Source organism: Mucilaginibacter gossypiicola, from assembly GCF_900110105.1.
Lineage (GTDB): Bacteria > Bacteroidota > Bacteroidia > Sphingobacteriales > Sphingobacteriaceae > Mucilaginibacter > Mucilaginibacter gossypiicola.
The window spans coordinates 707794-733065 of sequence record NZ_FOCL01000004.1 but is presented as its reverse complement, the minus strand read 5'-3'; the positions used below and the strand labels follow the sequence as shown (position 1 = coordinate 733065).

The window sequence follows — 25272 nt, the reverse complement described above, 5'->3', positions numbered from 1 at the left end:
ACTTATCGGTTTATAAAAAACTTATAGCGCATTAATCCGTTTACACTCGCAATAAAGCGGGTGTAAACTGTTATATTCACAATTTAAAGATTACTTACAGCGTAATATCATTATCGATACCGGCATTTGGCTGTGTATCAAATATAAAAATGAAACTAACTATACACGGGGCGGCCCGTCAGGTAACCGGGAGCATGCATTTGCTTGAGGTTGGACAATATAAAATTTTAGTGGATTGCGGGCTGGATTATGAAAAAGACCGCAGTATTATATCTAACGAAAACTTTCCTTTTCGCCCGGAAGATATTGATGTGGTGGTGCTTACTCATGCTCATATCGATCATTCGGGCAACCTGCCTACCCTCATCCGTCTTGGATTTGAAGGGCAGATACTTTGTACGCCTCCTACCGCAGATTTAACAGAGCTACTTTTGCTTGACTCTGTAAACATCTTTATGCGTAAAACCGCAAGTAAAGGCGGCCATCACAAACGCGGCAGAGGCAAGTTTAACACTCATGCGCAGCCTTTATACATGCAAAAGCATGTTATGGATACAATGGAACGCTTTGTTACCATAGGTTTTAACAAACCATTTCGCATTACAGGCGATATTGAACTAACTTTTGTACCGGTGGGCCACCTTTTGGGCGCTGCAGCAGCGGTATTTAAAATAAACGATAAAGGCGAAGAAAAATCAATTGCTTTTACCGGCGATATCGGCAGAAAAAATTATCCGGTATTGAATGATCCGCAGCCATTGCCCCCTGTTGATTTCCTGGTTTCGGAAGCAACCTATGGCGGGCGCTACCACGGTAAAGACAAAACCGTTGAGCAAACCCTGATTGAGGTTATTGAAAAGGCCTGTATTAAAGAACAAGGCCGTTTGATTATCCCGGCATTTAGTATTGGCCGAACGCAATCACTGGTATATACATTAAACAAGATCTTTAGCACTGGCTTACTACCGCCTGTTAAGGTTTTTGTTGACAGCCCGATGGCTACACAGGCTACCAAGGTATTCAGGAAGTACCATAATCATGTTAACCAGGAAGCTCAGGAGTTTTATCAAAAACGTGGCGATGAATTTGAGTTTGATAACCTCACCTATGTAGAAACACTGAAGGATAGTCGGCAAATTTCCAACTATTGGGAGCCTTGTATCATCATCTCATCTGCAGGGATGCTCGAAGGCGGTCGCATCCAGGACCATCTATTTTACAATATTCAGAATTACTACGCAACTATTCTGTTTATCGGCTACTGCGCCAAAGGAACATTGGGACATCGTTTATTGCGTGGAGATTCCATCGTCCACATTAAAGACCGCGAACTGGCCGTTTACGCTACTATTAAACAAACCGACGTACTAAGTGCCCACGGCGATCATGACGACCTTATGAATACCGTAAAAGCCATTGGTAAGGATAGATTAAAGCATGTATTCCTGGTACATGGTGAAGGCGAAAGCATGCAGCTATTAGCCAATGACCTCGAAAAAGAAGGTTATGGAGTTACGATGCCGGAGAAGGGTGTTTCGTATATAATATGAACAGTTAATAAAAACTATGTCATTGCGAGGCACGAAGCAATCGCACGGAAGCATGACCGCCCTGTATAGCATGCGATTGCTTCGTGCCTCGCAATGACATGCTTTTTTCATATAAAGCAAACGGCACGAATTTTATAGTTCGTGCCGTTTGCTTTATAGATTGTATTCGTGTAATTCGCTCTAATTAGAACTAATTAGCGTTAAGCTTTCTTAAAATGCTCAATGATCAGGCTGGCAAGCTCAACGCCGATCCTTTCCTGGGCCTCATTGGTAGCAGCACCAATGTGTGGGGTCAGGGAAATTTTTGGATGAGTTAAGATCTCTGCGCGCGGAGTTGGCTCATTGTCAAATACGTCAAGTGCTGCAAATGAAACCTGACCGCTGTTTAAAGCGTCAACCAGGGCAAGCTCGTCGATCAAACCACCGCGTGAAATATTCACCAGGCCAACACCTTTTTTAGTTTTAGCCAATTCTTCAGCACCAAAAAGGGCTTTGTCGATGAATGGAGTATGTAGGGTAATGAAATCAGCAGTAGTGATGATCTCATCAAGCGTAGATTTTTTAACAGCTACTTTAACAGTAGTACCACCACCTAAAACAAGATCCAACTCTGGGTTGAAATCAAAAAGGTCATAAGCTAAAACATCCATACCAACACCGATAGCTATTTTAGCTACTTCCCTGCCGATACGGCCAAAACCTACGATACCTAAAGTTTTACCGCGAAGCTCAACGCCTTTAGCATAAGCTTTTTTCAGATCATTAAATTTAGTACCGCCATCAACCGGCATTTTGCGGTTGCTATCAGGTAAAAAGCGTACAGCGCCAAATAAGCTGGCAAATACAAGCTCGGCAACTGACAATGAAGATGATGCAGGAGTATTGTATACGCCAATGCCTTTTTCTTTGGCATAGTCAACATCAATATTATCAACACCTACACCACCACGACCAATCAGTTTCAGGTTAGGAGTAGCGTCGATTAATGCTTTACGTACCTTAGTAGCACTACGTACGGTAATAGCATCGTAGTTTTTCAATTTTTCAGGAAGCTCATCCTGTGGGATATTGTTGGTATCAACAAAAAAGCCGGCATCTTCCAGCATTTTTTTACCTATCGGGTCGATACCGTCATTAGCTAATATTTTGATCATCTTATTTATTTCATTGGTTCATTAGTTCAATGGTTCATTGGTCTGCTTCATCAAAAACTAATGAACTAATGAACCAGTGAACTAATGATACTTTTAAATTATTTATTCTTTTCAGCAAATTCCTGCATTACGTCAATCAGCACATAGATGCTGCTTATTGGCAATGCGTTGTAAATTGAAGCGCGGAAACCGCCTACACTTCTGTGGCCTTTGATACCAACGATGCCGCGTTCTTCGGCAAGTTTCAGGAATGGTTTTTCCAACTCAGGATTTTCCATCACGAAGCAAACGTTCATTTTTGAACGGTCTTCAATGGCAGCCACTGCTTTAAACAATGGGTTGCGGTCAATCTCTTCGTATAATACACGTGCTTTGGTAATGTTTTCCTGCTCAATTGCCGGTACACCGCCTTTTGCTTTTAACCATTTAAGGGTAAGCATTGACACGTAGATAGCAAATACAGGAGGGGTATTATACATTGAACCACCTTCAATTTGAGTTTGGTAGTTAAACATTGCAGGGATCTTACGGCCGGTTTTACCCAACAGATCATCCTTAACAATTACCAAAGTAACACCGGCAGGCCCCATGTTTTTCTGAGCACCAGCGTAAATCAAACCAAAATCTGCAACGTTAACCACGCGGCTGAAAATATCTGACGACATATCGCAAACCACCGGAATTGGCGATTTAAAGAACTCCCGTAACTGGGTACCGTAAATGGTATTGTTTGAAGTAATGTGGATATAAGAAGCATCAGCCGGGATTTCAAAATCCTTAGGGATGTAAGTAAAGTTGGCTTCTTTTGAAGATGCAACAACTTGTACTTCGCCAAAATATTTGGCTTCTTTTAAAGCTTTGTTAGCCCAAACACCGGTTTCAACATAAGCAGCCTTACCGCCTTCTGGTAAAAGGTTGTAAGGAGCCAAAGCAAACTGGGTGCTGGCACCGCCTTGCAGAAACAATACCGAATAACCTTCAGGAACGTTGAATAATTCTTTTACCAGGCTTACAGCTTCGTCTAAAACGGCCTCAAACTCTTTTGATCGGTGCGAAATTTCAAGCAAAGAGAGTCCAGTACCATTAAAATCAATAACTGCTTCTGAAGCTTGCTTTAAAACTTCGTGTGGTAGAATGCCAGGTCCGGCACCAAAATTATGTTTCATAATATTAACGAATTGTAGGTTCTAAATACACTATTAGGAAGTTTGTATTTTGTTGGGCCGAAGTTAATTAATTTGACAAAATATATAGACATTATTTACATTTTTTGAAAAAATATACAATTAATCAACAAACGGGCCTTTGATTGCAAATAATTAAACTAACCCTACAGGGCTGGTAGCGATTATTGCGATTATAATAACTTTTAGGGATGTTTGAGTTTTGAAATTGCGGCCACCTGGTTGGCCGATGAGAACACCGAAGTGCCCGCAACAAACACATTTGCTCCGGCTTCTATCAGTTTTGATATATTGTTAGCATCCACCCCACCGTCAATCTCAATTAACAGACCGGGATTTTTGTCGGCACTTAGTGTCCTGAGTTCTTTGATCTTTTTATAGGTATTTTCTATAAAATGCTGTCCGCCAAAGCCAGGATTAACCGACATGATCAAAACCATATCCAGGTCGGCAACAATATCCTCCAGCGTAGATACAGGGGTAGCCGGGTTAATGGCGACTGCAGCCTTACAGCCTAATTGCTTAATAGCCTGAATAGTGCGATGCAAATGCGGACAAGTTTCCTGGTGCACAGTGATACTATCAGCGCCAGCATCCTTAAAAGCTTTAAGGTAACGATCCGGGTCAACAATCATCAGGTGTACGTCAAGCGGTTTAGTTGCGTGTTTTTTAGCAGCGCTTACAACCGGGAAACCAAAAGAGATATTTGGAACAAACATGCCATCCATAATATCAACGTGAATCCAGTCGGCTTCGCTGTTATTGATCATTTCAATATCGCGTTGCAAGTTGGCAAAATCGGCTGCTAAGATAGATGGTGCTATGAGGTGATTCATATGCAAATATATAAATCCCCCTAACCCGGCGGCCGCGAAATGAGATTTATTTTATGATATGAATGTAAAAAAGCGAGCGTCCCAAAATCGTCATTCTCAAAAAAAATTTAAAATATGTACTCGCCTTTTTTATAGTGTTCCATTTTTTGAGAGTCAAAACGCGGAACACCTAATAATTGAAACATATTGGCAATCAATAAATTAGCGCTCCATATGAAACACTAATAAATAACTGATTATCAACAAATAAAGCTTTCAAGAATAAAAAACAGGTATTTCAAAAAACAGTTTACCTCTTTTGTTTTTTGATAATTTTTTGTTGTTTTTGAAGTTTTTGGACTAAAGTTTAAAACCGGAAAACAGGCACTGACAAAAAAATGCCACCAAAAAAGCGGGATGTGTTGATTAATTATCAGAACTACTTTCTCATAAAAACTAAAGCTGAAAGCTTTGAACATGCCAACCAGTTTTTATACCTAAAACCTAAACCCGATAGATATATAAGGTAATGACCCTTCTTTTGAAAAACCCATAACAGCCTCTATCAGCACCAACTGAGCAGGGATAATATATAAGCCACCACCATAACCGTCATGCCATCTGTCTGACGATTCGCCGGGAACCCATACCCTGCCTACATCATTAAAACCTATCAAACCAAATGAACCTGGCAAAAGGTACGATGTGAAATCCATAACCTTTAATCGTAACTCGAGGTTATTATAAGCGATTGTTTTACCAGTAAACCTGTTGGTATGAAAGCCCCGGAAGTTTTGTGCCCCGCCAAGTTTCATTTGCTGAAAATATGCAGCATTCCCTACAGTAGTGCCTAAACCCGTGCGGTTGGCGATTACCAATACCGAATCCTTGTCGGGGTTTAGATAAAAGCTAAACTCTGACAAAACTTGTCCATAAGTATTATGACTACCTGAGCCACCTCCACTAAAGCCGCTTACAGTGGTTGTCCATAAAATACCCTGGGTTGGAATTATCAGTTTATTCCGGGTATCCACCGTTGCGTTGGCTGTTAAACCTCCGTAAACTTTGGTTCCAAAAACTTCCTCATTAGGGAAAGCCGCATTATAGCCATTCAAAAACCTTTCGGTATTGTTGGATGCCTTGCTGTTATAAAACTGGCCTGCAATGCCGGCACTTACATGCAACTTCCCAAAATCGCGGTGCAGGGAAACATCGCCTGTAACATAATCATAGCGGTTACGATAGTAGGAGATCTTCCTGTCACCTTCATTTTCAAAAACAGTATTATTACCAATCCCGAAGAAGTTACTCAGGTTGCTTGGCCCGCGCGAAAGCAGGTTGATCTTCAGGTCATTTTCGCCGATGGCTTTTTTCCAGTCGGCGGTATAGGTAAACAAAAATGATTTACGTTCCAGCGAATAATTGGTCAAAAACTCTTCTCTAAAAGCGTAGGGCTCTTTACGAAAGCCGTGCCGCTCGTACGAGAACCCACCTATCAGTAAAATACCAATATCATTGCTGTAATTAGCTAAAATAATAGGCTCAAACCGGTCAAACTTAAAAGCGGTTTTATCATAGCTATTTACCGCGGTGTCTGTTGATGTACGATTTTTAGCCAGCGATGAAGGAGGCAATACATTTTTCTCATCCGAACGGTCGTATATATAAGTTCTGCCCCTATTATTTAAACCACTGTCAACAGCAAAGGTGTCCATGCCCTCCCCGCCTATCATCCGCACAATTATAGGCGATGGTGTTGAACCTGCAACGTTAAAAAAGTCGTCGCCATCAAAGCCATACATCCTTATCTCTTTGGTAACATCCGGCTTAAAAGTACGCTGGTAGGTTACTTTATCTACGCTGCCGTCTTTCTTTATCTTATTTATGGTAAGTGTAATATCGCCATTAGCTTCGTGTGCTACAGTGAACTTGTCCGTTTTGTCACTTGCCGGAACATCTACGTATATGGATAGAAATTTATAATACTCAAGCGCCTGCTTCTGCAGGATATTACGCCGCCCAATCATTTTGCTGATGATCTCCGGGCCCGAAAGTTTGTAAATAGTATCGGGCATCAAATGCACTGATTTTTTGATCAGGTCATCGGTCAATTTGCTTTGTACATAGGCTATCTGTTCTTTCCAATCATCTTCGCTCAACTGGTTGAGGAAATACCGGTCAAAATAACGGGCGTTAAAATTCCAGCCATTGATATCTCTGATCTCATCACTGTAACCCTGAAATTTTGATTTAAGCCATTGATGTGCCACGATCCAGGGCAACACTCCTGATGTTTTGTAATACACCTGGTCACGGTCGCGCGGAACAGGTTCATAAACGGTTTCATGTTTGCCATCGATCTTTTCCCAGCGCCATTGGTCTTCATGCCTGTCCCAATCGCCTAAAAGCATATCAAGCAGGCGGGCACGGAGTACTGTCTTCTGATCAACCCGGTTATCATTATCATCCTGTAGTTTGCGCTGTACCTTTTCGGTATTATCGGTTTTTTCGGCATCAAGCGGCTCGCGTTCTTCAAACAAAAACACCTGGTTAGCAAAGTCTTTTTGATACTCCCCAAAAGCAGGATCATCCGGTACATAAACAATTTTGGGGTTTGAATGCGGAACGCCTAATGCTTCGGCCAGCGGAGGTACCGTAAGCGCCGAAAAAGGATGCGCGGCAGATACCTGGTCTTGCAGGATATCTTTAGCTACCGTAGGCCTTAAATCAACAGGCAGGCCTTTTTCGGGATATTTCTGAATAGTACGCAGTACCCATTGCTGCCCTGTAGGATCCTGCAGACGCAATGATTTGGTTTGCTTGCCCCCGCCCCTTTGTAATATTTTGAGGCCACCTTTTTCTGTAGTAAGATGAAATACAGGCAGCGTAACCTGTGCAGCCCAGAGTTTACGGTAATTATCGCCCAGAAAAAATTGATGGGTACCGCTTACATTATTATAAGATGGCTCGATAGCCAGTTTAACACTATCGCCATGAATTTGGGCATATGAACTATTGACGGCGAAGCACAAGCCTGCCGTTAAAAAAAAGGATAAAGCGTTGAACAGTTTTTTGCCGCCCATGAGGTTTTGTAAGTAATGCATCAGTAGAATAATGCATATTACAAAATAGTTTTAATTATACACAGGGAAATCACGCTAAAAAACACAAGACCATACCGAATTACCGCATCATTCATCATTCCAAACTACCTGGACTGATTAATCAGCGCATGCATTACCTGATCTTTAAGCTGCCTGCTAATCGGTACTTCAAACGTGCCAATATTCAGCATATTCCCTTCTATCGATGTAACTTTATTATTGGCAACAATGTATGATTTATGCGTTTGCATGAATTTACGCGAAGGCAATTTTTCGGCAAAGGCCCGCAGAGTGCTGTGGGTTATGATCTTACGCGCCGGGGTGTAAATCTCGACATAGTTTTCCATGCCTTTGATGAAGAGCACGTCATCAAAAATTATCTTTTCGAGCTTACCGTTACATTTAACAAACAGGTAATCGACGGTACCTGCGTTATTTCTTAAATCAAAGTAATCCTTGGCTTTAAAGGCTGCTTTCATAAAACGCTCAAAAGGAATAGGTTTAAGCAGATAGTCGAGCACATCCAGGTCAAAACCATCGGTAGCATATTCTTTAAAAGCGGTGGTGAAGATCACTTTTGGCGGATTGGGCAGCGAACGGATAAACTCAACACCGGTTAAGTGCGGCATCTGAATATCCAGGAACAGCAGATCAACCGGCTCTTGGGCCAGCAAGGCACCCAGTTCCATAGCGTCTTCGCATTGGGCTTTCAGGTCAAAAAAGCCGGCTTTATTTACGTAACCCTCCAGTCCTTTGCGGGCAAAGGGTTCATCGTCGGTAATAATGCAACTGATTAAGGCCATTATTTAAATTTCTAATTGAAGTATTGCTGTATAATGATCGCCTTCGCGACCCGCAGTTAACTGATGTTTATCCGGGTAAAGTAATTGCAGCCTCCGGCTTAAATTCTCCAATCCAATACCGCTATAATTATCGGGGGCTTTCATATTCACCGGTACATCATTATAAACTTTAAAAACAAATTTACTGTCGGTGATGCCCCCATCTATAATTATTTTATAATCTCCACCTATGTATTTAAAAGCATTTTCGACCAAGGGCAGCAAAAGCAGCGGGTAAATCAACTGATCTGTTAAACATCCGTCAAATTGAACGCTAAGCTGCATTTTGCTACTTGCCCTTATTTGCTGTAACCGGATATAGTTTTCAAGATATTCCAGCTCCTGTTTTACCGGCACTTGTTGGTGCTGGTCATAAAGCTGATAACGTAATAAACTCGATAACAACTCGGTGCTTTTTTTTGCCCCGGGAACATCGTCATCCATTTGAAAATATATAGTATTCAAAGCATTGAACAAAAAATGCGGATGATATTGCGCTTTTAAAAACTTCAACTCGGTTTCCAGCTGATCGTTGGTGAGTTTTTCCAACTGCATCTTATTGTTTACATATGCCTTTAGCCAGGTGCTGCTACGTGCAATACCATAATAAACAATAGCATACAAAGTTGGTATCATATTAATATCGGCCACATCGGCCCAGGGCATTAGCTCCCTTATCCCCTGAGTTACGTGCAGGGCCATATCCATCGGAACAAATACTACATTTACCAACACAAGGTTTACGCCCACCAATATGGCCAGCTCACGCGCTACATCCCGATAGGATAGCTGTCCTGCCCAGTGTTTGTCATAGTACCTGAAAAGCAATTCAAAAAGATAGATGGCCAAATAACCAACCAATATGGAACAGGCCATTTCAATGCCATTGACATAAAAATCCCTTTTCCAAAAATGCTGGCCAACATCAGTATCATGTAACAACCTGATCGTAAAATATACCAATAGACCATATACTGCCGGGAAAATATATTTCCGAAAAAATTTCATATCAGCAAATTACAAATTTCAGACAGAAAGAACAGGTTCAGGTTTTATCTCCAATATCTCCGGCTTCGGTACGGCACTGGTTTTCTCTTTTGGTTTCATACCGAATAAAAACCGGGTCAGCGCATAAGGTCGTATCAGTAAATGATAGGTAAGCACAGTTACAAAAAAAGTAATCCCAACAGTATAAATATATTTGGATAGGATGCTTTCATTTTGCACCTGTACAATGTAATATACAACCAATACAATAACCGTTTGATGCAATATGTAAAACGGATATACCGCCTGGTTTAAATAATTAAGTACTTTATGACTGCGGTTAAAATAATGCTTGCCATAACCCACCAGTGCCAACACCCATCCCCAGGCAATCATTGGCCGTAAAGCGGTAAAGGCATACGAAAACGCTACATTTTGAAAAGGCCAGTGGGCATGCAATGGTTCGATGCCATTCCAGCGCATTACTTCCCATGTCATCAGGCTTAAAAAACCGGTGGTTAAGGCAAAACGACGATTTCGTTCAAGGCTGTCCATTAGTTTAGGCTGAAGGATACAGATAAAGCCTGCAAGCAAAAATAATAGCCAGTAAACAAAATAACTGCCGTCGTGGATCAGGTCGTTGGTTTCGGGCAGGTCCCAACTGGTAAAGGCAAACCACAGGATGCCCGGCAACATCAATAAATAAACCCATTTTCCTTTAGCCAAAACTGCAAGCTTTTGTTTAAAGCCGTTGCTTTTGGGCGAGATCATCCAGGCGAATAAGGGTGCGAAGATCAGGTCATAAATAAACAGGTAAGCTATAAACCAAAGGTGGTGCCAACTGAAATTGCCTTTGGGATAAGGCTGAAAGTTAAATGTACTGGGATAAAAATCCAGGAACGAGCCTTTGTAGCCATTGGCTAATCGTTCCATATAGATCTGTGGTGGCACAATGATGAACATACCCACCAAAAGCGGAATAAAAAGACGGCGGAAACGCAAGCCGATGAAACTGAGTGTAGAACGCCGCTGCATCATGTAGTAACTCACGGTACCTGAAATAAAAAAGAGCAGCGGCATGCGAAAAAGGTGCAAAAAGTGATTTGATTCCATCATCAGGTTGCTGGTTTCATGGTTTTTGATATGCCAGCCATCCTCAGCAACAAAAGGCATCGCCGAATGAAAAAATAACACTCCCAATATGGATAAGATTCTCAACCAATCGAGGTAAGTTTGACGTTGTGTGGTTTCCATGATTTCTTCTTTTTTATCAAAAGAAGCCACTGCTCTTCGCCCCATAAAATTACTTTGACCAACGGTAAAAAACCTTTGACCATTGGTTGAATCAGCCCCACCCAACCCTCCCCGGAAGGGAGGGCTTAAAGAAAAACTCTCCCCTGCGGGGGAGATTCAGCTTATGATCGGTGTTTTCACTGCATCATTAATTAGGTAACAGTACAAAGACTTCACAAGCTCAAAAATGTGGTGCGGTGAAAACACCGACCACAGGCTTAATACCGGCAACAAGCTCAAAAAGATCATGTCATTGCGAGGAGGAACGACGAAGCAATCTCGTAGTTACACAGAGCGGATATGCATTGGCAGAGGTTTTTTACACTATTAAAGCGAATAAGCCTGGCGATGCCCCCTCCCTACACCCTCCCAGGGGAATCACACAATCCCCTGCTTTTCTTAACTAAACAAGCATCAGCGAAATCAACGCAATCAAAAATAATCAACGGTCAACCCCGCATAAACGGATTAAAATTCCTGGTTCCAATCTCCATACCTGCCGCTCTGCAAACGGTTTTATCGCCAAACTTAAAGTTGATCTGATCCATGGCCTGGTAAAGTTTGATGCGTTCTTCATTATCTTCAAACAAGTTGATCTGGTAGCTGCCAGTACATAGATCACTTAACCTAACACCTATCAACCTGATCGGTCGGTGCTGGTCCCAGGCCATTTTAAGCAGGTTCTTTACCCCGGGGATCAGGATGTGTTCTGCTGCTGTGAGCGCTATTTTTTGCTGTTGGGTATGCGTTTCAAAATTACCATAACGTAATTTAATAGCCAGGCACGACGAAAGCTTATTTTCCCTCCGCAATTTGGACGATAACTCTTCGGTCATGGACACCAGCGTAGTTTCAAGAGTACGCGGATCAGATACGTTGGTATGAAAAGTATGCTCTGTACTGATGGATTTCCTGTCGGAATACGCAACAATTTCGCCATGATCAATACCGTTGGCTTTTTCCCAAAGTGAATGCCCGTATTTTCCGAAAACTGTTTCGAGGAAACGGATATTGGTACGCTGTAGATCCCCTATCTTTTCAATACCGTACTGGTACAGCTTATTGCGCGTGCTTTCGCCTAAACCGGGTATCTTACCGATGTTTAGGGGTGCCAAAAATTTGAGTTCATCACCATGTTTTACAAACATTTGTCCGTTAGGCTTGGCCTGATTGGTAGCCATTTTAGCTATCGTTTTGCCGGATGCCATGCCAAATGAAATAGGCAGACCGGTTTCTTTGATGATCTTCTGCCTTAGCTTGCTTGCTTCGTGATAGCAATCATAAAAACGATCCATGCCGGTATAATCAATATAAAACTCATCAACCGACGTTTTTTGGTACAAGGGCACCGTATCATGAATGATCTGTGTAACCTCACGTGAAGCCTCCCCATATCGCCCATGAGAACCACGGATAAGGATAGCATGCGGGCAAAGCTGCAACGCTTTTTTTGTAGGCATAGCCGAATGTACCCCAAAAGCCCTCGCCTCATAACTGCATGAAGCCACCACTCCCCTTTCGGGCGAACCACCTATAATCACCGGCTTACCGATAAGCTCTGGATGAAACTTACGCTCAACCGAAACGAAAAACGAGTCGAGGTCGATATGTACAATATGCCGTTTAGCTTCCACACAACAAAAATGAAAATAAATTTGATATTTTGCTAATTTTTTTAGCAAATTTAAAGTAAAAGAAATTATTAGCCAAATGAGTATATATGTGGATTACCTGCTGTTGTTATCACCTCCTGAAACGGTGAAGCACGAGATTGCGCGCTACAAAAAAGCATCGGCAAGGCTTATCGGAAATTTTAAAAGCATGGATTCGCCTGCTCATATATCCATACAGCACCTTGAAAGGCAAAAGCCCTTTATGGCCGATAAAAACCTCGACTTGACGGAACAGGCTCTTAATACCATGCCACCCGTATTGCTGCACATGGACGGCTTTGCTCATTTTACTCATTTACATAGCCGTATGACAATTTACGCAACCATCCGCCCGACGCCTGCTGCTGGTGAGTGGTTTGACACTTTAAAGAAGAAGTTACGGATCAAAAAGAATATCATCCCTCATATAACCGTTGTGCGCGATATCCCGGAAAGAGATTTTGACACACTGTGGCCCCATTTTAAGCATAAAAAATTGGTGGAGCCTTTTTGGATTAAGGAACTTACCATATTGAAACGCGATACACTTGACTCCTTTGCCAAATGGGATAAGTTTAAAATTTTTGAATTTAAAAACATGACCGGCCCGGGTTATACCCGCGATGAGTTGGAATTGCTCAAAACCGGCGATCCTGATCAGATCAATTTATTTATTTAAAATTTAACAATCATGGACTACGCATTTTATCACTTTATCCTCCCGGTACCCGATCATGTTGATGTCATGATCCGCAAATTAAAAACCGAAGCAAAACGTGTTATTGGCAATTATCCCAGTATGCATGCCAGGTCGCACATAACTATAAATAATTATCCGCGCAAGCCACTGGATGTAGATGTTCAGGGTTTCTCGTTTTTAAGCCGGAAACTTAATTTACTGCCCCCGGTTGTTTTTGAAATAGATGGGTTTGATTGCTTTAATGAAAGCAACGACTATAACAAAACCATTTTTGCCAGGCTTAAACTCACCGAACAAAATAGATACTGGCTCAAACTATTAAAGGGCATTGTTGGCGATAGCAGTACCATACCTCATATTACTATTGCAAGAGCTATAACGCCTGAGCAATTTAACCTGCTTTGGCCGCACTTTCAAAAAAGGGAAATGAAAGTAAAATTTGTTGTTAACCGGCTTACAATTTTGAAAAATCTACTGCTGAATCTGGACCAGCACGCCAAAACTTACCGTGAATTTGAATTTATGGGCGATGAAAACACGTTAATGAAGCACGATAATCTGGCTATAACGAGGCAAATTAAAAATTATCCCTCTATAAATCAACAGATAAGCCTTTTTTAACATTTTCTTAATCATAAACGCTACCTTTTTCTATATTTGCGCCGGGGTAAGTCTTTTACGGCCAGCTCCTCTTGAACTCCCCCAGGGTGGGAACACAGCAAGGGTAGAGAGTTGAGCGGCGCGATAAAAGTAGCTTACCCTTTTTTATTTTCTTATTTTTGCCGCACTGGCAAACATGCCCCGAGCCGACACTGGTTCATGATTTCTTTAAATTCTTAATAGTACATAAATGCTCGATATATTCATTATTGGTGGTGGCCCGATAGGTTTAACTTGCGGACTTGCCGCTCAAAAAGCCGGTTTAAGTTTTGTAATTGTTGAAAAAGGCACCCTTGTAAACTCCTTATACAACTACCCTGCTACCATGACTTTCTTCTCCACATCCGAGAAGTTGGAGATTGGCGGCGTTCCTTTCGTTACCGTACATAATAAACCTACCCGTAATGATGCTTTGGAGTATTACCGCCGGGTAGCATTGTCTAATAACCTGCCTATTCATCTTTTTGAGGAAGTTACCGAAGTGAAGCCCGAAGATGGCTATTATACCATCACCACAAAAAAGGCGACGTATCAGGCAAAAAAAGTGATCCTTTCAACCGGGTTTTATGATATTGCAGTTAACCTTGATATCCCTGGCGAAAACCTACCAAAAGTAAAACATTACTACCAGGACCCGCATTATTACACACTGCAAAAAGTGGTGGTTGTGGGCTCAAGCAATTCAGCAATTGACGTGGCACTTGAAACTTACCGCAAGGGGGCCGAGGTAACACTGGTGATCCGCGGCAGCGAGGTAAGCAACCGGGTTAAATATTGGGTACGGCCGGATATCATTAACCGTATTAAAGAAGGAAGTATTAAAGCTTATTTCAACTCAAACCTCGAAGCTATTCGTGAAAATGAAGTCGATATCAAAACACCGGATGGACTAATTACCATCCCAAATGATTTTGTAATGGCTATGACGGGCTACAAACCCAATTTTGAGTTTTTGAAAAAGCTTGGCATCACCCTTTCTGAAGATAAATTTATCCCTCAATACAACCCCGAAACCATGGAAACAAACATGCCCGGTTTATACCTTGCCGGAGTCGTTTGCGGAGGCCTGGATACCCACCTTTGGTTCATTGAAAATTCGCGTATCCATGCAGATATGATTATTACTGATATTCTTGAAAAAAAGTGAATGGGTGATTAGGTTGATTGGGTGAATGGTTCTGCATGTAAATCAAATATTTAGAAAGAAAATCAAACTACTCACGCAATCAACCCAATCAACCATTCACCAACCAACAAATAATCGCATTTTTTTCTTGTATAAATAAAATTTTATAGCCTATTTTGCAGCGAAATTAAAAACACAGTAATTCAATAAAAAAATGAATATACCAAGCTTAAATAAGCCCGCTACAAGAGCAAGTTTTGCTCCGGTTGCTGCTGCCTTGGGTTCAACTGTTTTTTTAAACTGCCCTCTCCGACGAAGGACCTACATGCCACGGGTTTGAATTAATTTTCCTCCTGCCCACACAAAAAGAGTTTTTTAAACGTCTTTTTAAAAAAACCATCTAATTATTTAAGGCTTTAAAAGGCCAATTAATTTCACGGTAATTATCTATTTAAATGACAATACAAGATTTTGATATTCAGGTTGCTACTGCACAGCATGTAGATTATGCTACCATGATATGTGATGAAATGGCCGAATCGGCTAAAGCACGCGGTACCGGTATAGCCACACGCTCACCTGAATATGTTGCTAATAAAATGCTTGAAGGTAAAGCTGTTATAGCCCTTCATAAAGACGGTACCTGGGCCGGTTTCTGCTATATTGAAACCTGGAGCCATGGCGACTTTGTTGCCAACTCGGGCCTTATTGTTAACCCTCAATTCCGTAAGGCGGGATTGGCAAAAGCTATTAAACATCGCATTTTCCAGCTATCGCGCACCAAATACCCTGATGCCAAAATATTCGGGTTAACAACAGGCTTAGCAGTAATGAAAATCAACTCAGAGCTTGGCTATGAACCGGTTACCTACTCTGAACTTACCCAGGATGAAAACTTTTGGGCAGGCTGCAAAAGCTGCGTAAACTTTGATATCCTGACCAGCAAAAACCGTAAAAACTGTATGTGTACAGCGATGTTGTTTGATCCGGCTGAAAAACAAAAGGAGTACGAAGAAAAAATGCAACGCATTACACATAAGGCAACCTTGCTCGAACGTATCGAGAATGCGATTAAAAAACGCATCAAGCACGATGTTTAGGGATTAGGTAAAAGGTTAAAGGCGAAAGGTTAAAGGTAGCTGCACCATAATGAGAGATTACAAGAAACTTGATGTTTGGAAAAAGGCGCATTTGCTCACAAAGCAAGTGTATGCTGATATACTGCCCATAATGCCTCGTGAAGAACAATTTGCCTTAACCAATCAATTACGTAGATCCACTTATTCTATCCCTTTAAATATAGTTGAGGGATGTGGTAAAAATACTGATAAAGATTTCACCCATTACCTGGACAACGCTTTGGGGTCTGCACATGAAGTAGAATATACTGTTTATCTGATTTATGATCTGGGATTTATTCCAACTGAAATTTACGATAGAACAAACACCTCGATTAACGAAGTGAAAGCGATGTTAATTGGGTTTATTAAATTTTTGAGAAGCGATAATTAATATAAAACGTACAAGGCGAAACCTTTTACCTTTAACCTTTCGCCTTTAACCTTAAAAAATGAAAAAAGTAGTATTAGCTTATAGCGGAGGTTTAGACACCTCATTTTGCTGTATTTATTTAACACAGGATCTTGGTTATGAGGTTCATTCGGTTATTGTAAATACTGGCGGTTTCAGCGAGGAAGAATTAAAAGGCGTTGAAGAACGTGCCTATAAAATGGGCGTTACTTCGCACCATGTGGTTGACGAAACCGAAAACTTTTACAATACCTGCGTACGCTTTTTAATTTACGGCAACGTATTAAAAAACAATACCTACCCGCTATCTGTAAGTGCCGAGCGCGTAAGCCAGGCCACAGCTATTGCTAACTATGCTAAAGAAATTGGTGCCGAGTTTGTTGCCCATGGTAGTACCGGTGCAGGTAATGACCAGGTGCGTTTCGATATGATCTTCAATATCCTTGTCCCAGAAGTAAAGATCATCACCCCTATCCGCGACCTGAAGCTGAGCCGCGAGGAAGAGATCGAATACCTGAAAAAACATGGTGTTGATATGAACTTCGAGAAGGCTAAATACTCAATTAACAAAGGTATCTGGGGTACATCAGTTGGAGGCAAAGAAACTTTAACTTCAAACCTTGGCCTACCAGAAGAAGCATGGCCTACACAGGTTACCGAATCTGAAGTAAAAGATCTTGTGCTTACTTTTGAAAAAGGCGAGTTAGTAGCCATCGATCATGAAAAATATGATCATCCAACCAAAGCTATCCAGGCATTGCAAGCTATCGCACAGCCTTATGGCATCGGTCGCGATATTCACGTTGGCGATACTATCATCGGTATTAAAGGTCGTGTAGGTTTTGAAGCTGCTGCCCCTATGGTTATTATTAAAGCTCACCATACATTAGAGAAACACGTGTTGACCAAATGGCAGCTTTCATGGAAAGATCAGTTATCATCTTTCTACGGCAACTGGTTGCATGAAGGTCAGTTCCATGACCCGATCATGCGCAATATCGAAGCTTTCTTAACCGATACACAGAAAAATGTTACCGGTAAAGTATTTGTTCAACTACATCCATATCGCTTCCAGGTAATTGGTATTGAATCACCTTATGATCTGATGTCGAACAAATTTGGCAGCTACGGCGAAATGAACAATGCATGGAGCGGCGAAGACGTTAAAGGGTTCTCCAAAATATTTGGTAACCAGGTAATGATCTATCACAAGGTTAACGGCCAAAATGATTAATACAGTTTTTTCAAAAGGTGAATGCCTAAAGCATTATAACTGGGGTGACGACTGCCACGGATGGACTTTCATTGATACTGAAGCTTTGTCCGTTAAGCAGGAGTTAATGCCACCTGATACTGCCGAACAATTGCACTATCACGAGAAAGCTACACAGGTATTTTTTATTTTGAAAGGGCGTGCTACCTTTTCGATAGACGGCGAGGTTACGGTATTGAAGCCCGAACAGGGTATCGAGATACATCCGGGTCAAAAGCATTTCATCAGCAATAACGACCGGAGCGACCTCGAGTTTATTTTATATTCATATCCATCTACAAACAATGACAGAATTGAAATCAAATAAGGTACGTGCAGGTATAGTTGGCGGAGCAGGATACACCGGCGGCGAAATGTTGCGGATCCTGATCAACCACCCTAACGTGGAGATAGCTTTTGCTCATAGCAATAGCAACGCGGGTAACTATGTTTACGAGGTACATACCGACTTGTTTGGCGATACCGATCTGAAATTTGCTGCCGAACTTTCTACCGATGTTGACGTACTTTTCCTTTGTGTTGGTCATGGCGACGCCAAAAAGTTTCTGGAAGCAAACGCTATCCCCGATTCGGTTAAGATCATTGACTTGAGCCAGGATTTCAGGCTTAATCAAAACTCAACCTTAAACGGTAAAAACTTTGTTTATGGCTTACCTGAATTAAACCGTGAAGCTATTAAAACGGCTGCTAATATTGCTAACCCGGGGTGCTTTGCTACCTGTTTGCAATTAGGACTGCTTCCTTTGGCGTCAAAAGGATTGCTAAATAATGAAGTACACGTTACTGCTACAACAGGTTCTACAGGTGCAGGTCAAAGCCTATCGCCTACCTCGCACTTTACCTGGCGTAATGACAACCTATCGGTTTATAAAGCTTTTAGTCACCAGCATTTGAATGAAATTGGCCAGTCATTAAGGCAGTTACAAGCCGGCTTTGATAAGGCTATTAATTTTATACCTTACCGTGGCGATTTTACCCGCGGCATTATTGCGTCAATTTATACCGAAAGTGATTTAAGCGAAGAAGAAGCTTTAGCACTTTACCAAAGCTATTACGATGGTCATCCGTTTACGCATGTAACCAACCGTAATATTGACTTAAAGCAGATTGTTAATACTAACAAATGCTTTATCCAGGTAAAAAAACACGATAACAAAATATTCATTATCAGCATAATGGATAACTTACTTAAAGGCGCATCAGGCCAGGCAGTGCAAAACATGAACTTATTGTTCGGACTGGACGAGCGCGCAGGCTTACGACTTAAGGCGATCGGCTTTTAATTAAGCTGCTCGCCGAATCCCGAAAGTTCTGTTATTAATTAAGTACTAATTTTATCCCATTTAAGCAATGAATCTATTCGACGTATATCCTATAAATCCCATCAACATAGTAAGAGGCCAAGGAAGTTTAGTGTACGATAATCACGATACTGAATATCTTGACATGTACGGCGGTCACGCTGTGATCTCAATTGGTCACACGCACCCGCACTATGTAAAAAGATTAGAAGACCAGCTACATAAGCTTGGCTTTTATTCTAACTCTATCGAGATCCCTATTCAAAAAGAACTGGCTCAAAAGCTTGGCAAAGTTTCGGGTAAGGAAGATTACCAGTTATTCTTGTGCAACTCTGGTGCCGAGGCCAATGAAAATGCTTTAAAACTGGCTTCTTTTTATAATGGAAAAAAGAAAGTAATTGCTTTCAGCAAATCATTCCACGGTCGTACTTCATTGGCGGTTGCAGTTACTGATAATCCAAAAATCGTTGCCCCGATCAATGAAACCGATAATGTGATCTTTTTGCCTTGGGCTGACGAGGCCGCGCTGGAAGAAGCGTTCCAAAACAACGAAATATCTTCGGTAATTATTGAAGGTATTCAGGGTGTTGGTGGTATCCAGGTAGCACCTGAGGGCTTCCTGCAAAAAATCCGCTCGTTGTGCGACCAGTACAATGCCGTTTTCATTGCCGATTCGGTACAGTGCGGTTACGGTCGTACAGGTAAATTCTTTTCACATGACTTTGCTGGTGTGGATGCTGATATTTACAGCATGGCCAAAGGTATGGGTAATGGTTTCCCTGTTGGAGGCATCATTATATCGCCTAAAATACAACCCGCTTACGGCATGTTAGGTACCACTTTTGGTGGTAACCACTTAGCTTGCGCAGCAGGTTTAGCTGTACTTGAAACCATTGAGCAGGATAACCTATTGCAAAACGCTGCCGAAGTTGGCGGTTACCTGATAAAAGAACTTAACAAGCTGGAGCAGGTTAAAGAAGTTCGTGGTCGTGGTTTGATGATCGGTATTGAGTTGCCTGAAGAATTGGCGCATGCCCGTAAAGAATTGCTGAACAAGCACCACATATTTACTGGTGAAGCTAAGCCAAATGTGATCAGGTTATTACCAGCTTTAAATTTAACTAAGGCCCATGCTGATAGGTTCCTGGAAGCTTTTGTAAATGTTTTAAATCAATAATCCGCCCCCTCTAAATCTCCCCCTGAAGGGGGAGACTTAAAAATAAATAGCAGAACAACTCACCCAATAATTGTAAAGTTCATGAAACTATTCTCTTCTGTTAATGACGTAGCTGATGTTAACGCACTTGTAAAAGAGGCATTGGCGCTTAAGCAGGATCCCTTTGCACACCAGCAACTTGGTAAAAATAAAACGCTTGCCTTAGTGTTTTTAAACCCAAGTTTACGTACCCGCATGAGTACGCAAAAAGCAGCTATCAATCTGGGCATGAACGTTATGGTGCTCAATATCGATAAAGAAGGCTGGGCGCTTGAACTTCGCGATGGCGTGATCATGGATGGTACCACCGTTGAGCATATCCGCGAGGCAGCAGGTGTTATGGGGCAATATGCTGACATTATTGGTGTACGTTCTTTCCCTGGCTTAAGGAACCGTGAGGAAGATTATAGCGAGATGATTTTCAATAAATTTGTTGAGTTTTGCAAAGTGCCAGTTGTGAGCCTGGAATCAGCTACCCGTCACCCGCTGCAAAGCCTGGCAGATTTAATCACCATCGAAGAACTAAAGAAAACAGCTCGCCCAAAAGTGGTATTAACATGGGCACCGCATATCAAACCTTTACCGCAAGCTGTTCCAAACTCATTCTCCGAATGGATGTGCAAAGCAGATGTTGACTTTACCATTGTACAACCTAAAGGTTATGAGCTTTGTACTGATTTTACACGGGGTGCAAACATCACTTACAACCAGGACGAGGCTTTGGCCGGTGCAGATTTTATCTACGTAAAAAACTGGTCGGCTTATGAGCCTTATGGCAATATATTAGGCAAACATGAAGAGTGGATGCTTACCAATAAAAAGCTGGAACAAACAAACAACGCCAAAGTAATGCACTGCTTACCTGTACGCCGTAACCTGGAGCTATCTGACGAAATATTAGACGGACCAAGCTCAATCGTGGTACACGAGGCTGGCAATCGTGTTTGGGCTGCCCAGGCTGTGCTGAAACAGATGCTGGAGAGTTTGTAGCTATAACCGGCAATGGATAAAATATACGATATCTTACTTGGCAACACTAAAATTGGGACAACCGGATTTGAAAATGCAGATCCGCCAATGGGTGTTGTACTCGGTAAGATATCGTTTATAGCCGATATCTTTGATTATTCTTTTTTCAGAGACTATTGCGTAAATAACGATATCGGCTTCCAGGAAGATAACGTACTTAAGCTCATCGCCACCAATGAAGTTCCTGACTTACATGTTTTTGATGTAAGTGGCCTCGAGATCAAAGGATTGGCTGCTACCATATCAGGAATGGACGATGACGAGTATTTAATTACAGTTGAAGGGATCCCCTATCCATTTTACGAAGAGGAATTTCCCCATCATTTCAAGGCATACTTTAAAACAGGCACTAACTAAATCCCTCCAATGTACACACCTAAACACTTTCAGTTAAGCGATGAACAGGAAGCAATTAGCTTTATGCAGCGCTATAGTTTTGCTACTATAGTTACCGCTACTGATAATGTTCCTTTTGCTACGCACATCCCCTTTTTGGTGAGTAAACGCGATGATAAAATTGTATTGTCATCACATTTCGCTAAGGCAAATCCTCAGGCTGCTGAAATTATTGGAAAAGAAACATTGGTGATATTTACTGAGCCCCACGCTTATATCTCCCCTAAACATTACGAAAAGGAAACCAACGTACCTACCTGGAATTATATCGCAGTACATGCCTACGGTAAAGCCACGATATTATCCGAAGGCGAACAAACTGCCGATCTGCTAACCCAAATGATCAGTAATTATGAGGCGGATTATCTTACCCAATGGAATAACCTGCCTGATGAATATAAGCAACGAATGATGAAAGGCATCGTAGCATTTGAGATCATTGTTGATGATTTGCAGGGCAAGCAGAAACTTAGTCAAAATCGTACAGCTGTGGAACGGGAAAACATTATTGAAGCTTTGAGTAAGAGCGCGGATACGGTTGAGACTGAAATTGGCAAATACATGTCACGCCTTAAATAATTAACTACTGCGGGTTTAGCGATAGCGTAACCCATGGGGCATATCAGTTAAGTTTCCAACTTAACTGATGAAGTTGAAAACTTCAAAGATTGTTTACCACGGGTTACGCTATCGCTAAACCCGCGGCAGAATTAATAGAATATTTTATTCTTCTATCTTTTTGGAAGCACTATTGATCATTCTGTTTAAAGTTAGCCCCTGTACAATCACCGAAAATATCACAATAAAATAACTTCCCGACAGGATCAGATGCCGGTAAGGCGTATTGGGAAGCGACAAGGCCAGAGCTATTGAAATCCCCCCGCGCAAACCCGCCCAGGTCATGATATTGATATTGCTATAGTTTACCTTAAGCGTACGTCGTAAAAATGTGAGTGGCAGCATGATACTCAACCACCGGGCCATTAAAACGGTAACAATAGAAATACTTCCCGTAACCCAGTAATTATTTACAAAGGGTAGGTTAACCAACTGCAGACCTATCATCACGAATAAAATAGTATTCAGGATCTCATCAACTAATTTCCAGAATTTCTCCAGCGCCTCGTGGGATTTTTCTTTATTATCCTGGTTGATGGATTGACCTCCGGCAAACAGCCCGGCTATAACAACTGATAAGGGGAGTGAAAACCCAAGTAACACGGCCAATACCGACAAGCCCATCACCAAGGCCAGCGAGATCAGCACAATCGTTTGAAAATCTTTAACAGCATGCATTAAACGATGCGCAACATAACCTAAAACAGCACCCGCTATCATCCCCCCAATTATTTCCTTTACTATGAGTACAATTACCTTTGCCAATTCAATCTTTTCCTCACCTACCCGCGCAATTTCCAAAATGATCACAAAAAGGATCAACCCTATACCATCATTAAACAGCGATTCGCCCGAGATAATAGTTTCAAGATTTGCTGGTAATTTTGAATTACGGATAATAGCTGAAACCGCCACCGGATCTGTGGGAGAAATTAATGCGCCAAACAGCAGGCAATAAATCAGTGGCATATGAATATGAAAAACCGGGGCAACATAAAAAAATAACAAACCGAACACTGCGGTAGAAATTATAACCCCCAAAGTGCTCAGCACAAATACCGGGCGCATCTCCTTCTTCAGCTTTCGGCCATCCAGATTAAATGAGCTGGAAAAAAGCAGGAAGCCAAGCAGGATATTCAATACAGCTTTTGAAAAATTAATATTTTTAGCAAGAGTACCGAGATAATCAGCTATCGAAGAGTCAACTTTATCAACTATAAGTATCGTTATAGATGCTATTGTTGCCAGCAGTACAATACCAATTGTGCCCGGCAACTTAATAAAACGCGCGTTGAGGTATGAGAAAACCGCGCTGACAATAACCAATAAAGCAATTACAACAAACAGGTCCATAAATACTTACAAGTAAGGATTTAAATGGTCTATTGTTTTGTTTTTATCTCGATTCGGGATCGGTCATCCGGGTTTCGGTATCAAAATAACGCACAATCAGTCGGTTATCGCTGTTTTTAGTAAAATAGTTGATGGCCCAGCTAAAAAATATGATGCCTTTATTGGTAAAACCTGCTAACGACATGATGTGTACAAATCCCCATACCAACCAGGCAAAAAAGCCCTGGAAATGAATTTTCCCTAAATCAGCTACAGCTTTATTGCGTCCTATAGTTGCCAGTGAACCTTTATCCCGATATTTGAAAGGGACAAGTGGCTTACGATCAAACATGCGGTAAACGTTTTCGCCAAGGTTTTGCCCCTGCTGAATAGCTACCGGAGCTACACCAGGATGCCCGTTTGGATATTCGTCGGTGATCATGGCGGCAACATCACCTATGGCGTAAATATTTTCGTAGCCCTTTACCTTGTTAAATTCATCAACCAGGATCCGGTTGCCTCGGGCTATATTATCGGCAGAAATACCTTCAGGAAACTCTCCTTTTACGCCTGCTGCCCAAAGTACGTTGCGGGTGAGTATGGTTGTGCCATTATCTATTTTAAGCAAATAGCCATTATAGCTTTCTACGTGTACACTGTTGTAAATGGTAACATTCATATCTTCCAGAAACTTTTTTGCCTTTGCGCGGGCTTTGGGCGAAAAAGCGGCAAGTAACTCGGCCTTACCTTCAACCAGGTAAACTTTCATACTATGCTTACGCAAGCCATGATAATCTTTCATTAATATCAGCTCACGCATTTCGGCAAGGGCTCCGGACAGCTCCACACCTGTTGGGCCACCGCCTACAACCACAAAGGTCATTAGTGCGGCTTTTTCTTCCGGGTCTTTAGATATAAGTGACATCTCCAGGTTTTGCAGGATCAGGCTCCTTAAGTTTAAGGCTTCCGGAATATTTTTCATCGGCATGGCAAAATGCTCTATCTCCTTGTTCCCAAAAAAGTTTGTATTAGAGCCGGTAGCAATTGCCAGGTAATCGTAATGGATAGTGCCGATATCGGTATCAAGCGTATTGCTTTCAGCATTGATCTTTTTTACCTCGGCTAACGCGAAGCGGAAATTCTTTTGTCGTGTAAAGATCCGCCGCAACGGAAAGCCTATTGAATCGGCAGCTATGGAGCCTCCCGCAACCTGGTATAATAAGGGTTGAAAAGTGTGATAGTTATGCTTATCGATCATCAGCACATCAACCGGCGCATCTTTTAATTTCTTAGCTAATTGTATGCCCCCAAATCCTCCCCCAATAATTGCCACCCGCGGCCTGGTATTCTTTTTTTGCTCCATAGATAGGTATAAGCAAGGATGATGCCTTAAAGTTTTCCAATATTACTAATTCTTTCATAATCAAATTGTAAACTTAAATCGCAAATTCAATTATTCATTTTTAAATCAATTTTTGAAAAAACACACTATATTTTCGTAATTTTAACA

General features: G+C 41.7%; 23 protein-coding genes and 1 other RNA gene. 14 read left to right on the top strand and 10 right to left on the bottom strand.

Annotated features, from left to right (window positions below; all coding sequences use genetic code 11):
- The first annotated feature begins 149 nt into the window (after nt 1-149).
- The gene (locus tag BMX50_RS16695; protein ID WP_091211664.1) at nt 150-1550 is read left to right on the top strand and encodes an MBL fold metallo-hydrolase; all 1401 of its coding nucleotides are present in this window, start codon (nt 150-152) and stop codon (nt 1548-1550) included.
- Nucleotides 1551-1750: 200 nt separating this feature from the next.
- Here BMX50_RS16695 and BMX50_RS16690 read toward each other — a convergent pair whose 3' ends face one another.
- The 8 genes from BMX50_RS16690 to dinB all read right to left on the bottom strand — a co-directional run bounded on the left by BMX50_RS16690 (nt 1751) and on the right by dinB (nt 12563).
- On the bottom strand, nt 1751-2704 hold the full coding sequence (locus tag BMX50_RS16690; RefSeq protein ID WP_208864729.1) for a D-2-hydroxyacid dehydrogenase: 954 nt from the start codon (nt 2702-2704) through the stop codon (nt 1751-1753).
- A 98-nt stretch (nt 2705-2802) separates the two neighbouring features.
- Nucleotides 2803-3870: a 3-phosphoserine/phosphohydroxythreonine transaminase gene (gene serC / locus BMX50_RS16685; RefSeq protein ID WP_091211663.1), complete on the bottom strand. Its 1068-nt coding sequence runs from the start codon at nt 3868-3870 to the stop codon at nt 2803-2805.
- 203 nt (nt 3871-4073) lie between these two features.
- Nucleotides 4074-4724 carry a ribulose-phosphate 3-epimerase gene (rpe, locus tag BMX50_RS16680; protein ID WP_091211662.1) on the bottom strand — a complete coding sequence of 217 codons (651 nt, stop codon included), beginning with the start codon at nt 4722-4724 and terminating at the stop codon, nt 4074-4076.
- Nucleotides 4725-5200: 476 nt separating this feature from the next.
- A complete protein-coding gene (locus tag BMX50_RS16670; RefSeq protein ID WP_244281012.1) occupies nt 5201-7807 on the bottom strand; it encodes a BamA/TamA family outer membrane protein in 2607 nt (868 codons plus the stop codon).
- Between the two features lie 104 nt (nt 7808-7911).
- Nucleotides 7912-8610 carry a LytR/AlgR family response regulator transcription factor gene (locus tag BMX50_RS16665; RefSeq protein ID WP_091211660.1) on the bottom strand — a complete coding sequence of 233 codons (699 nt, stop codon included), beginning with the start codon at nt 8608-8610 and terminating at the stop codon, nt 7912-7914.
- A 3-nt stretch (nt 8611-8613) separates the two neighbouring features.
- Entirely contained in the window at nt 8614-9657 is a 1044-nt protein-coding gene (locus tag BMX50_RS16660; RefSeq protein WP_091211659.1) for a sensor histidine kinase, read from the bottom strand.
- An 18-nt stretch (nt 9658-9675) separates the two neighbouring features.
- Nucleotides 9676-10890 carry an acyltransferase family protein gene (locus BMX50_RS16655; RefSeq protein WP_091211856.1) on the bottom strand — a complete coding sequence of 405 codons (1215 nt, stop codon included), beginning with the start codon at nt 10888-10890 and terminating at the stop codon, nt 9676-9678.
- A 488-nt stretch (nt 10891-11378) separates the two neighbouring features.
- Entirely contained in the window at nt 11379-12563 is a 1185-nt protein-coding gene (gene dinB, locus BMX50_RS16650) for a DNA polymerase IV (protein ID WP_091211658.1), read from the bottom strand.
- A gap of 76 nt (nt 12564-12639) precedes the next feature.
- Between dinB and BMX50_RS16645 the strand changes: the two genes are divergently transcribed.
- The 13 genes from BMX50_RS16645 (at nt 12640) to BMX50_RS16585 (ending at nt 22391) form a co-directional block, all read left to right on the top strand.
- Complete coding sequence (locus BMX50_RS16645) at nt 12640-13260, top strand: 2'-5' RNA ligase family protein (RefSeq protein ID WP_091211657.1); 621 nt, start codon at nt 12640-12642, stop codon at nt 13258-13260.
- A 12-nt stretch (nt 13261-13272) separates the two neighbouring features.
- Nucleotides 13273-13902: a 2'-5' RNA ligase family protein gene (locus tag BMX50_RS16640; protein WP_091211656.1), complete on the top strand. Its 630-nt coding sequence runs from the start codon at nt 13273-13275 to the stop codon at nt 13900-13902.
- 44 nt (nt 13903-13946) lie between these two features.
- Nucleotides 13947-14045: signal recognition particle sRNA small type (gene ffs, locus BMX50_RS16635), an RNA gene on the top strand.
- 86 nt (nt 14046-14131) lie between these two features.
- Nucleotides 14132-15088, top strand: coding sequence for a YpdA family putative bacillithiol disulfide reductase (locus BMX50_RS16630; RefSeq protein WP_091211655.1), 957 nt, complete (start codon nt 14132-14134; stop codon nt 15086-15088).
- A gap of 434 nt (nt 15089-15522) precedes the next feature.
- Entirely contained in the window at nt 15523-16167 is a 645-nt protein-coding gene (locus BMX50_RS16625) for an N-acetyltransferase (RefSeq protein ID WP_091211654.1), read from the top strand.
- A 49-nt stretch (nt 16168-16216) separates the two neighbouring features.
- A complete protein-coding gene (locus BMX50_RS16620) occupies nt 16217-16579 on the top strand; it encodes a four helix bundle protein (RefSeq protein ID WP_091211653.1) in 363 nt (120 codons plus the stop codon).
- A gap of 58 nt (nt 16580-16637) precedes the next feature.
- Entirely contained in the window at nt 16638-17831 is a 1194-nt protein-coding gene (gene argG / locus BMX50_RS16615; protein ID WP_091211652.1) for an argininosuccinate synthase, read from the top strand.
- Entirely contained in the window at nt 17824-18177 is a 354-nt protein-coding gene (locus BMX50_RS16610; protein WP_091211651.1) for a cupin domain-containing protein, read from the top strand. Before argG ends, BMX50_RS16610 begins: the two co-directional genes overlap by 8 nt.
- Nucleotides 18155-19153, top strand: a complete 999-nt coding sequence (gene argC, locus BMX50_RS16605; RefSeq protein ID WP_091211650.1) for an N-acetyl-gamma-glutamyl-phosphate reductase — start codon at nt 18155-18157, stop codon at nt 19151-19153. Before BMX50_RS16610 ends, argC begins: the two co-directional genes overlap by 23 nt.
- Nucleotides 19154-19220: 67 nt before the next feature.
- Nucleotides 19221-20348, top strand: coding sequence for an aspartate aminotransferase family protein (locus BMX50_RS16600; protein WP_091211649.1), 1128 nt, complete (start codon nt 19221-19223; stop codon nt 20346-20348).
- An 81-nt stretch (nt 20349-20429) separates the two neighbouring features.
- The gene (locus BMX50_RS16595) at nt 20430-21377 is read left to right on the top strand and encodes an N-acetylornithine carbamoyltransferase (protein WP_091211648.1); all 948 of its coding nucleotides are present in this window, start codon (nt 20430-20432) and stop codon (nt 21375-21377) included.
- Nucleotides 21378-21389: 12 nt separating this feature from the next.
- Nucleotides 21390-21773 (top strand): hypothetical protein, encoded by a 384-nt coding sequence (locus BMX50_RS16590; RefSeq protein WP_091211647.1) that lies wholly within the window; start codon nt 21390-21392, stop codon nt 21771-21773.
- A gap of 9 nt (nt 21774-21782) precedes the next feature.
- Entirely contained in the window at nt 21783-22391 is a 609-nt protein-coding gene (locus BMX50_RS16585; RefSeq protein WP_091211646.1) for an FMN-binding negative transcriptional regulator, read from the top strand.
- Between the two features lie 144 nt (nt 22392-22535).
- Here BMX50_RS16585 and BMX50_RS16580 read toward each other — a convergent pair whose 3' ends face one another.
- Nucleotides 22536-23783: a cation:proton antiporter gene (locus BMX50_RS16580; protein ID WP_091211645.1), complete on the bottom strand. Its 1248-nt coding sequence runs from the start codon at nt 23781-23783 to the stop codon at nt 22536-22538.
- Between the two features lie 43 nt (nt 23784-23826).
- Nucleotides 23827-25125 (bottom strand): NAD(P)/FAD-dependent oxidoreductase, encoded by a 1299-nt coding sequence (locus BMX50_RS16575; RefSeq protein ID WP_091211644.1) that lies wholly within the window; start codon nt 25123-25125, stop codon nt 23827-23829.
- Nucleotides 25126-25272: the final 147 nt, after the last annotated feature.

Excerpts from the sequence above, each read along its gene's own strand:
- BMX50_RS16695 (WP_091211664.1), top strand. The coding sequence starts at position 150 with ATGAAACTAACTATACACGGGGCGGCCCGTCAGGTAACCGGGAGCATG.
- BMX50_RS16690 (WP_208864729.1), bottom strand. The coding sequence starts at position 2,704 with ATGATCAAAATATTAGCTAATGACGGTATCGACCCGATAGGTAAAAAA.
- serC (WP_091211663.1), bottom strand. The coding sequence starts at position 3,870 with ATGAAACATAATTTTGGTGCCGGACCTGGCATTCTACCACACGAAGTT.
- rpe (WP_091211662.1), bottom strand. The coding sequence starts at position 4,724 with ATGAATCACCTCATAGCACCATCTATCTTAGCAGCCGATTTTGCCAAC.
- BMX50_RS16670 (WP_244281012.1), bottom strand. The coding sequence starts at position 7,807 with ATGCATTACTTACAAAACCTCATGGGCGGCAAAAAACTGTTCAACGCT.
- BMX50_RS16665 (WP_091211660.1), bottom strand. The coding sequence starts at position 8,610 with ATGGCCTTAATCAGTTGCATTATTACCGACGATGAACCCTTTGCCCGC.
- BMX50_RS16660 (WP_091211659.1), bottom strand. The coding sequence starts at position 9,657 with ATGAAATTTTTTCGGAAATATATTTTCCCGGCAGTATATGGTCTATTG.
- BMX50_RS16655 (WP_091211856.1), bottom strand. The coding sequence starts at position 10,890 with ATGGAAACCACACAACGTCAAACTTACCTCGATTGGTTGAGAATCTTA.
- BMX50_RS16645 (WP_091211657.1), top strand. The coding sequence starts at position 12,640 with ATGAGTATATATGTGGATTACCTGCTGTTGTTATCACCTCCTGAAACG.
- BMX50_RS16640 (WP_091211656.1), top strand. The coding sequence starts at position 13,273 with ATGGACTACGCATTTTATCACTTTATCCTCCCGGTACCCGATCATGTT.
- BMX50_RS16630 (WP_091211655.1), top strand. The coding sequence starts at position 14,132 with ATGCTCGATATATTCATTATTGGTGGTGGCCCGATAGGTTTAACTTGC.
- BMX50_RS16625 (WP_091211654.1), top strand. The coding sequence starts at position 15,523 with ATGACAATACAAGATTTTGATATTCAGGTTGCTACTGCACAGCATGTA.
- BMX50_RS16620 (WP_091211653.1), top strand. The coding sequence starts at position 16,217 with ATGAGAGATTACAAGAAACTTGATGTTTGGAAAAAGGCGCATTTGCTC.
- argG (WP_091211652.1), top strand. The coding sequence starts at position 16,638 with ATGAAAAAAGTAGTATTAGCTTATAGCGGAGGTTTAGACACCTCATTT.
- BMX50_RS16610 (WP_091211651.1), top strand. The coding sequence starts at position 17,824 with ATGATTAATACAGTTTTTTCAAAAGGTGAATGCCTAAAGCATTATAAC.
- argC (WP_091211650.1), top strand. The coding sequence starts at position 18,155 with ATGACAGAATTGAAATCAAATAAGGTACGTGCAGGTATAGTTGGCGGA.
- BMX50_RS16600 (WP_091211649.1), top strand. The coding sequence starts at position 19,221 with ATGAATCTATTCGACGTATATCCTATAAATCCCATCAACATAGTAAGA.
- BMX50_RS16595 (WP_091211648.1), top strand. The coding sequence starts at position 20,430 with ATGAAACTATTCTCTTCTGTTAATGACGTAGCTGATGTTAACGCACTT.
- BMX50_RS16590 (WP_091211647.1), top strand. The coding sequence starts at position 21,390 with ATGGATAAAATATACGATATCTTACTTGGCAACACTAAAATTGGGACA.
- BMX50_RS16585 (WP_091211646.1), top strand. The coding sequence starts at position 21,783 with ATGTACACACCTAAACACTTTCAGTTAAGCGATGAACAGGAAGCAATT.
- BMX50_RS16580 (WP_091211645.1), bottom strand. The coding sequence starts at position 23,783 with ATGGACCTGTTTGTTGTAATTGCTTTATTGGTTATTGTCAGCGCGGTT.
- BMX50_RS16575 (WP_091211644.1), bottom strand. The coding sequence starts at position 25,125 with ATGGAGCAAAAAAAGAATACCAGGCCGCGGGTGGCAATTATTGGGGGA.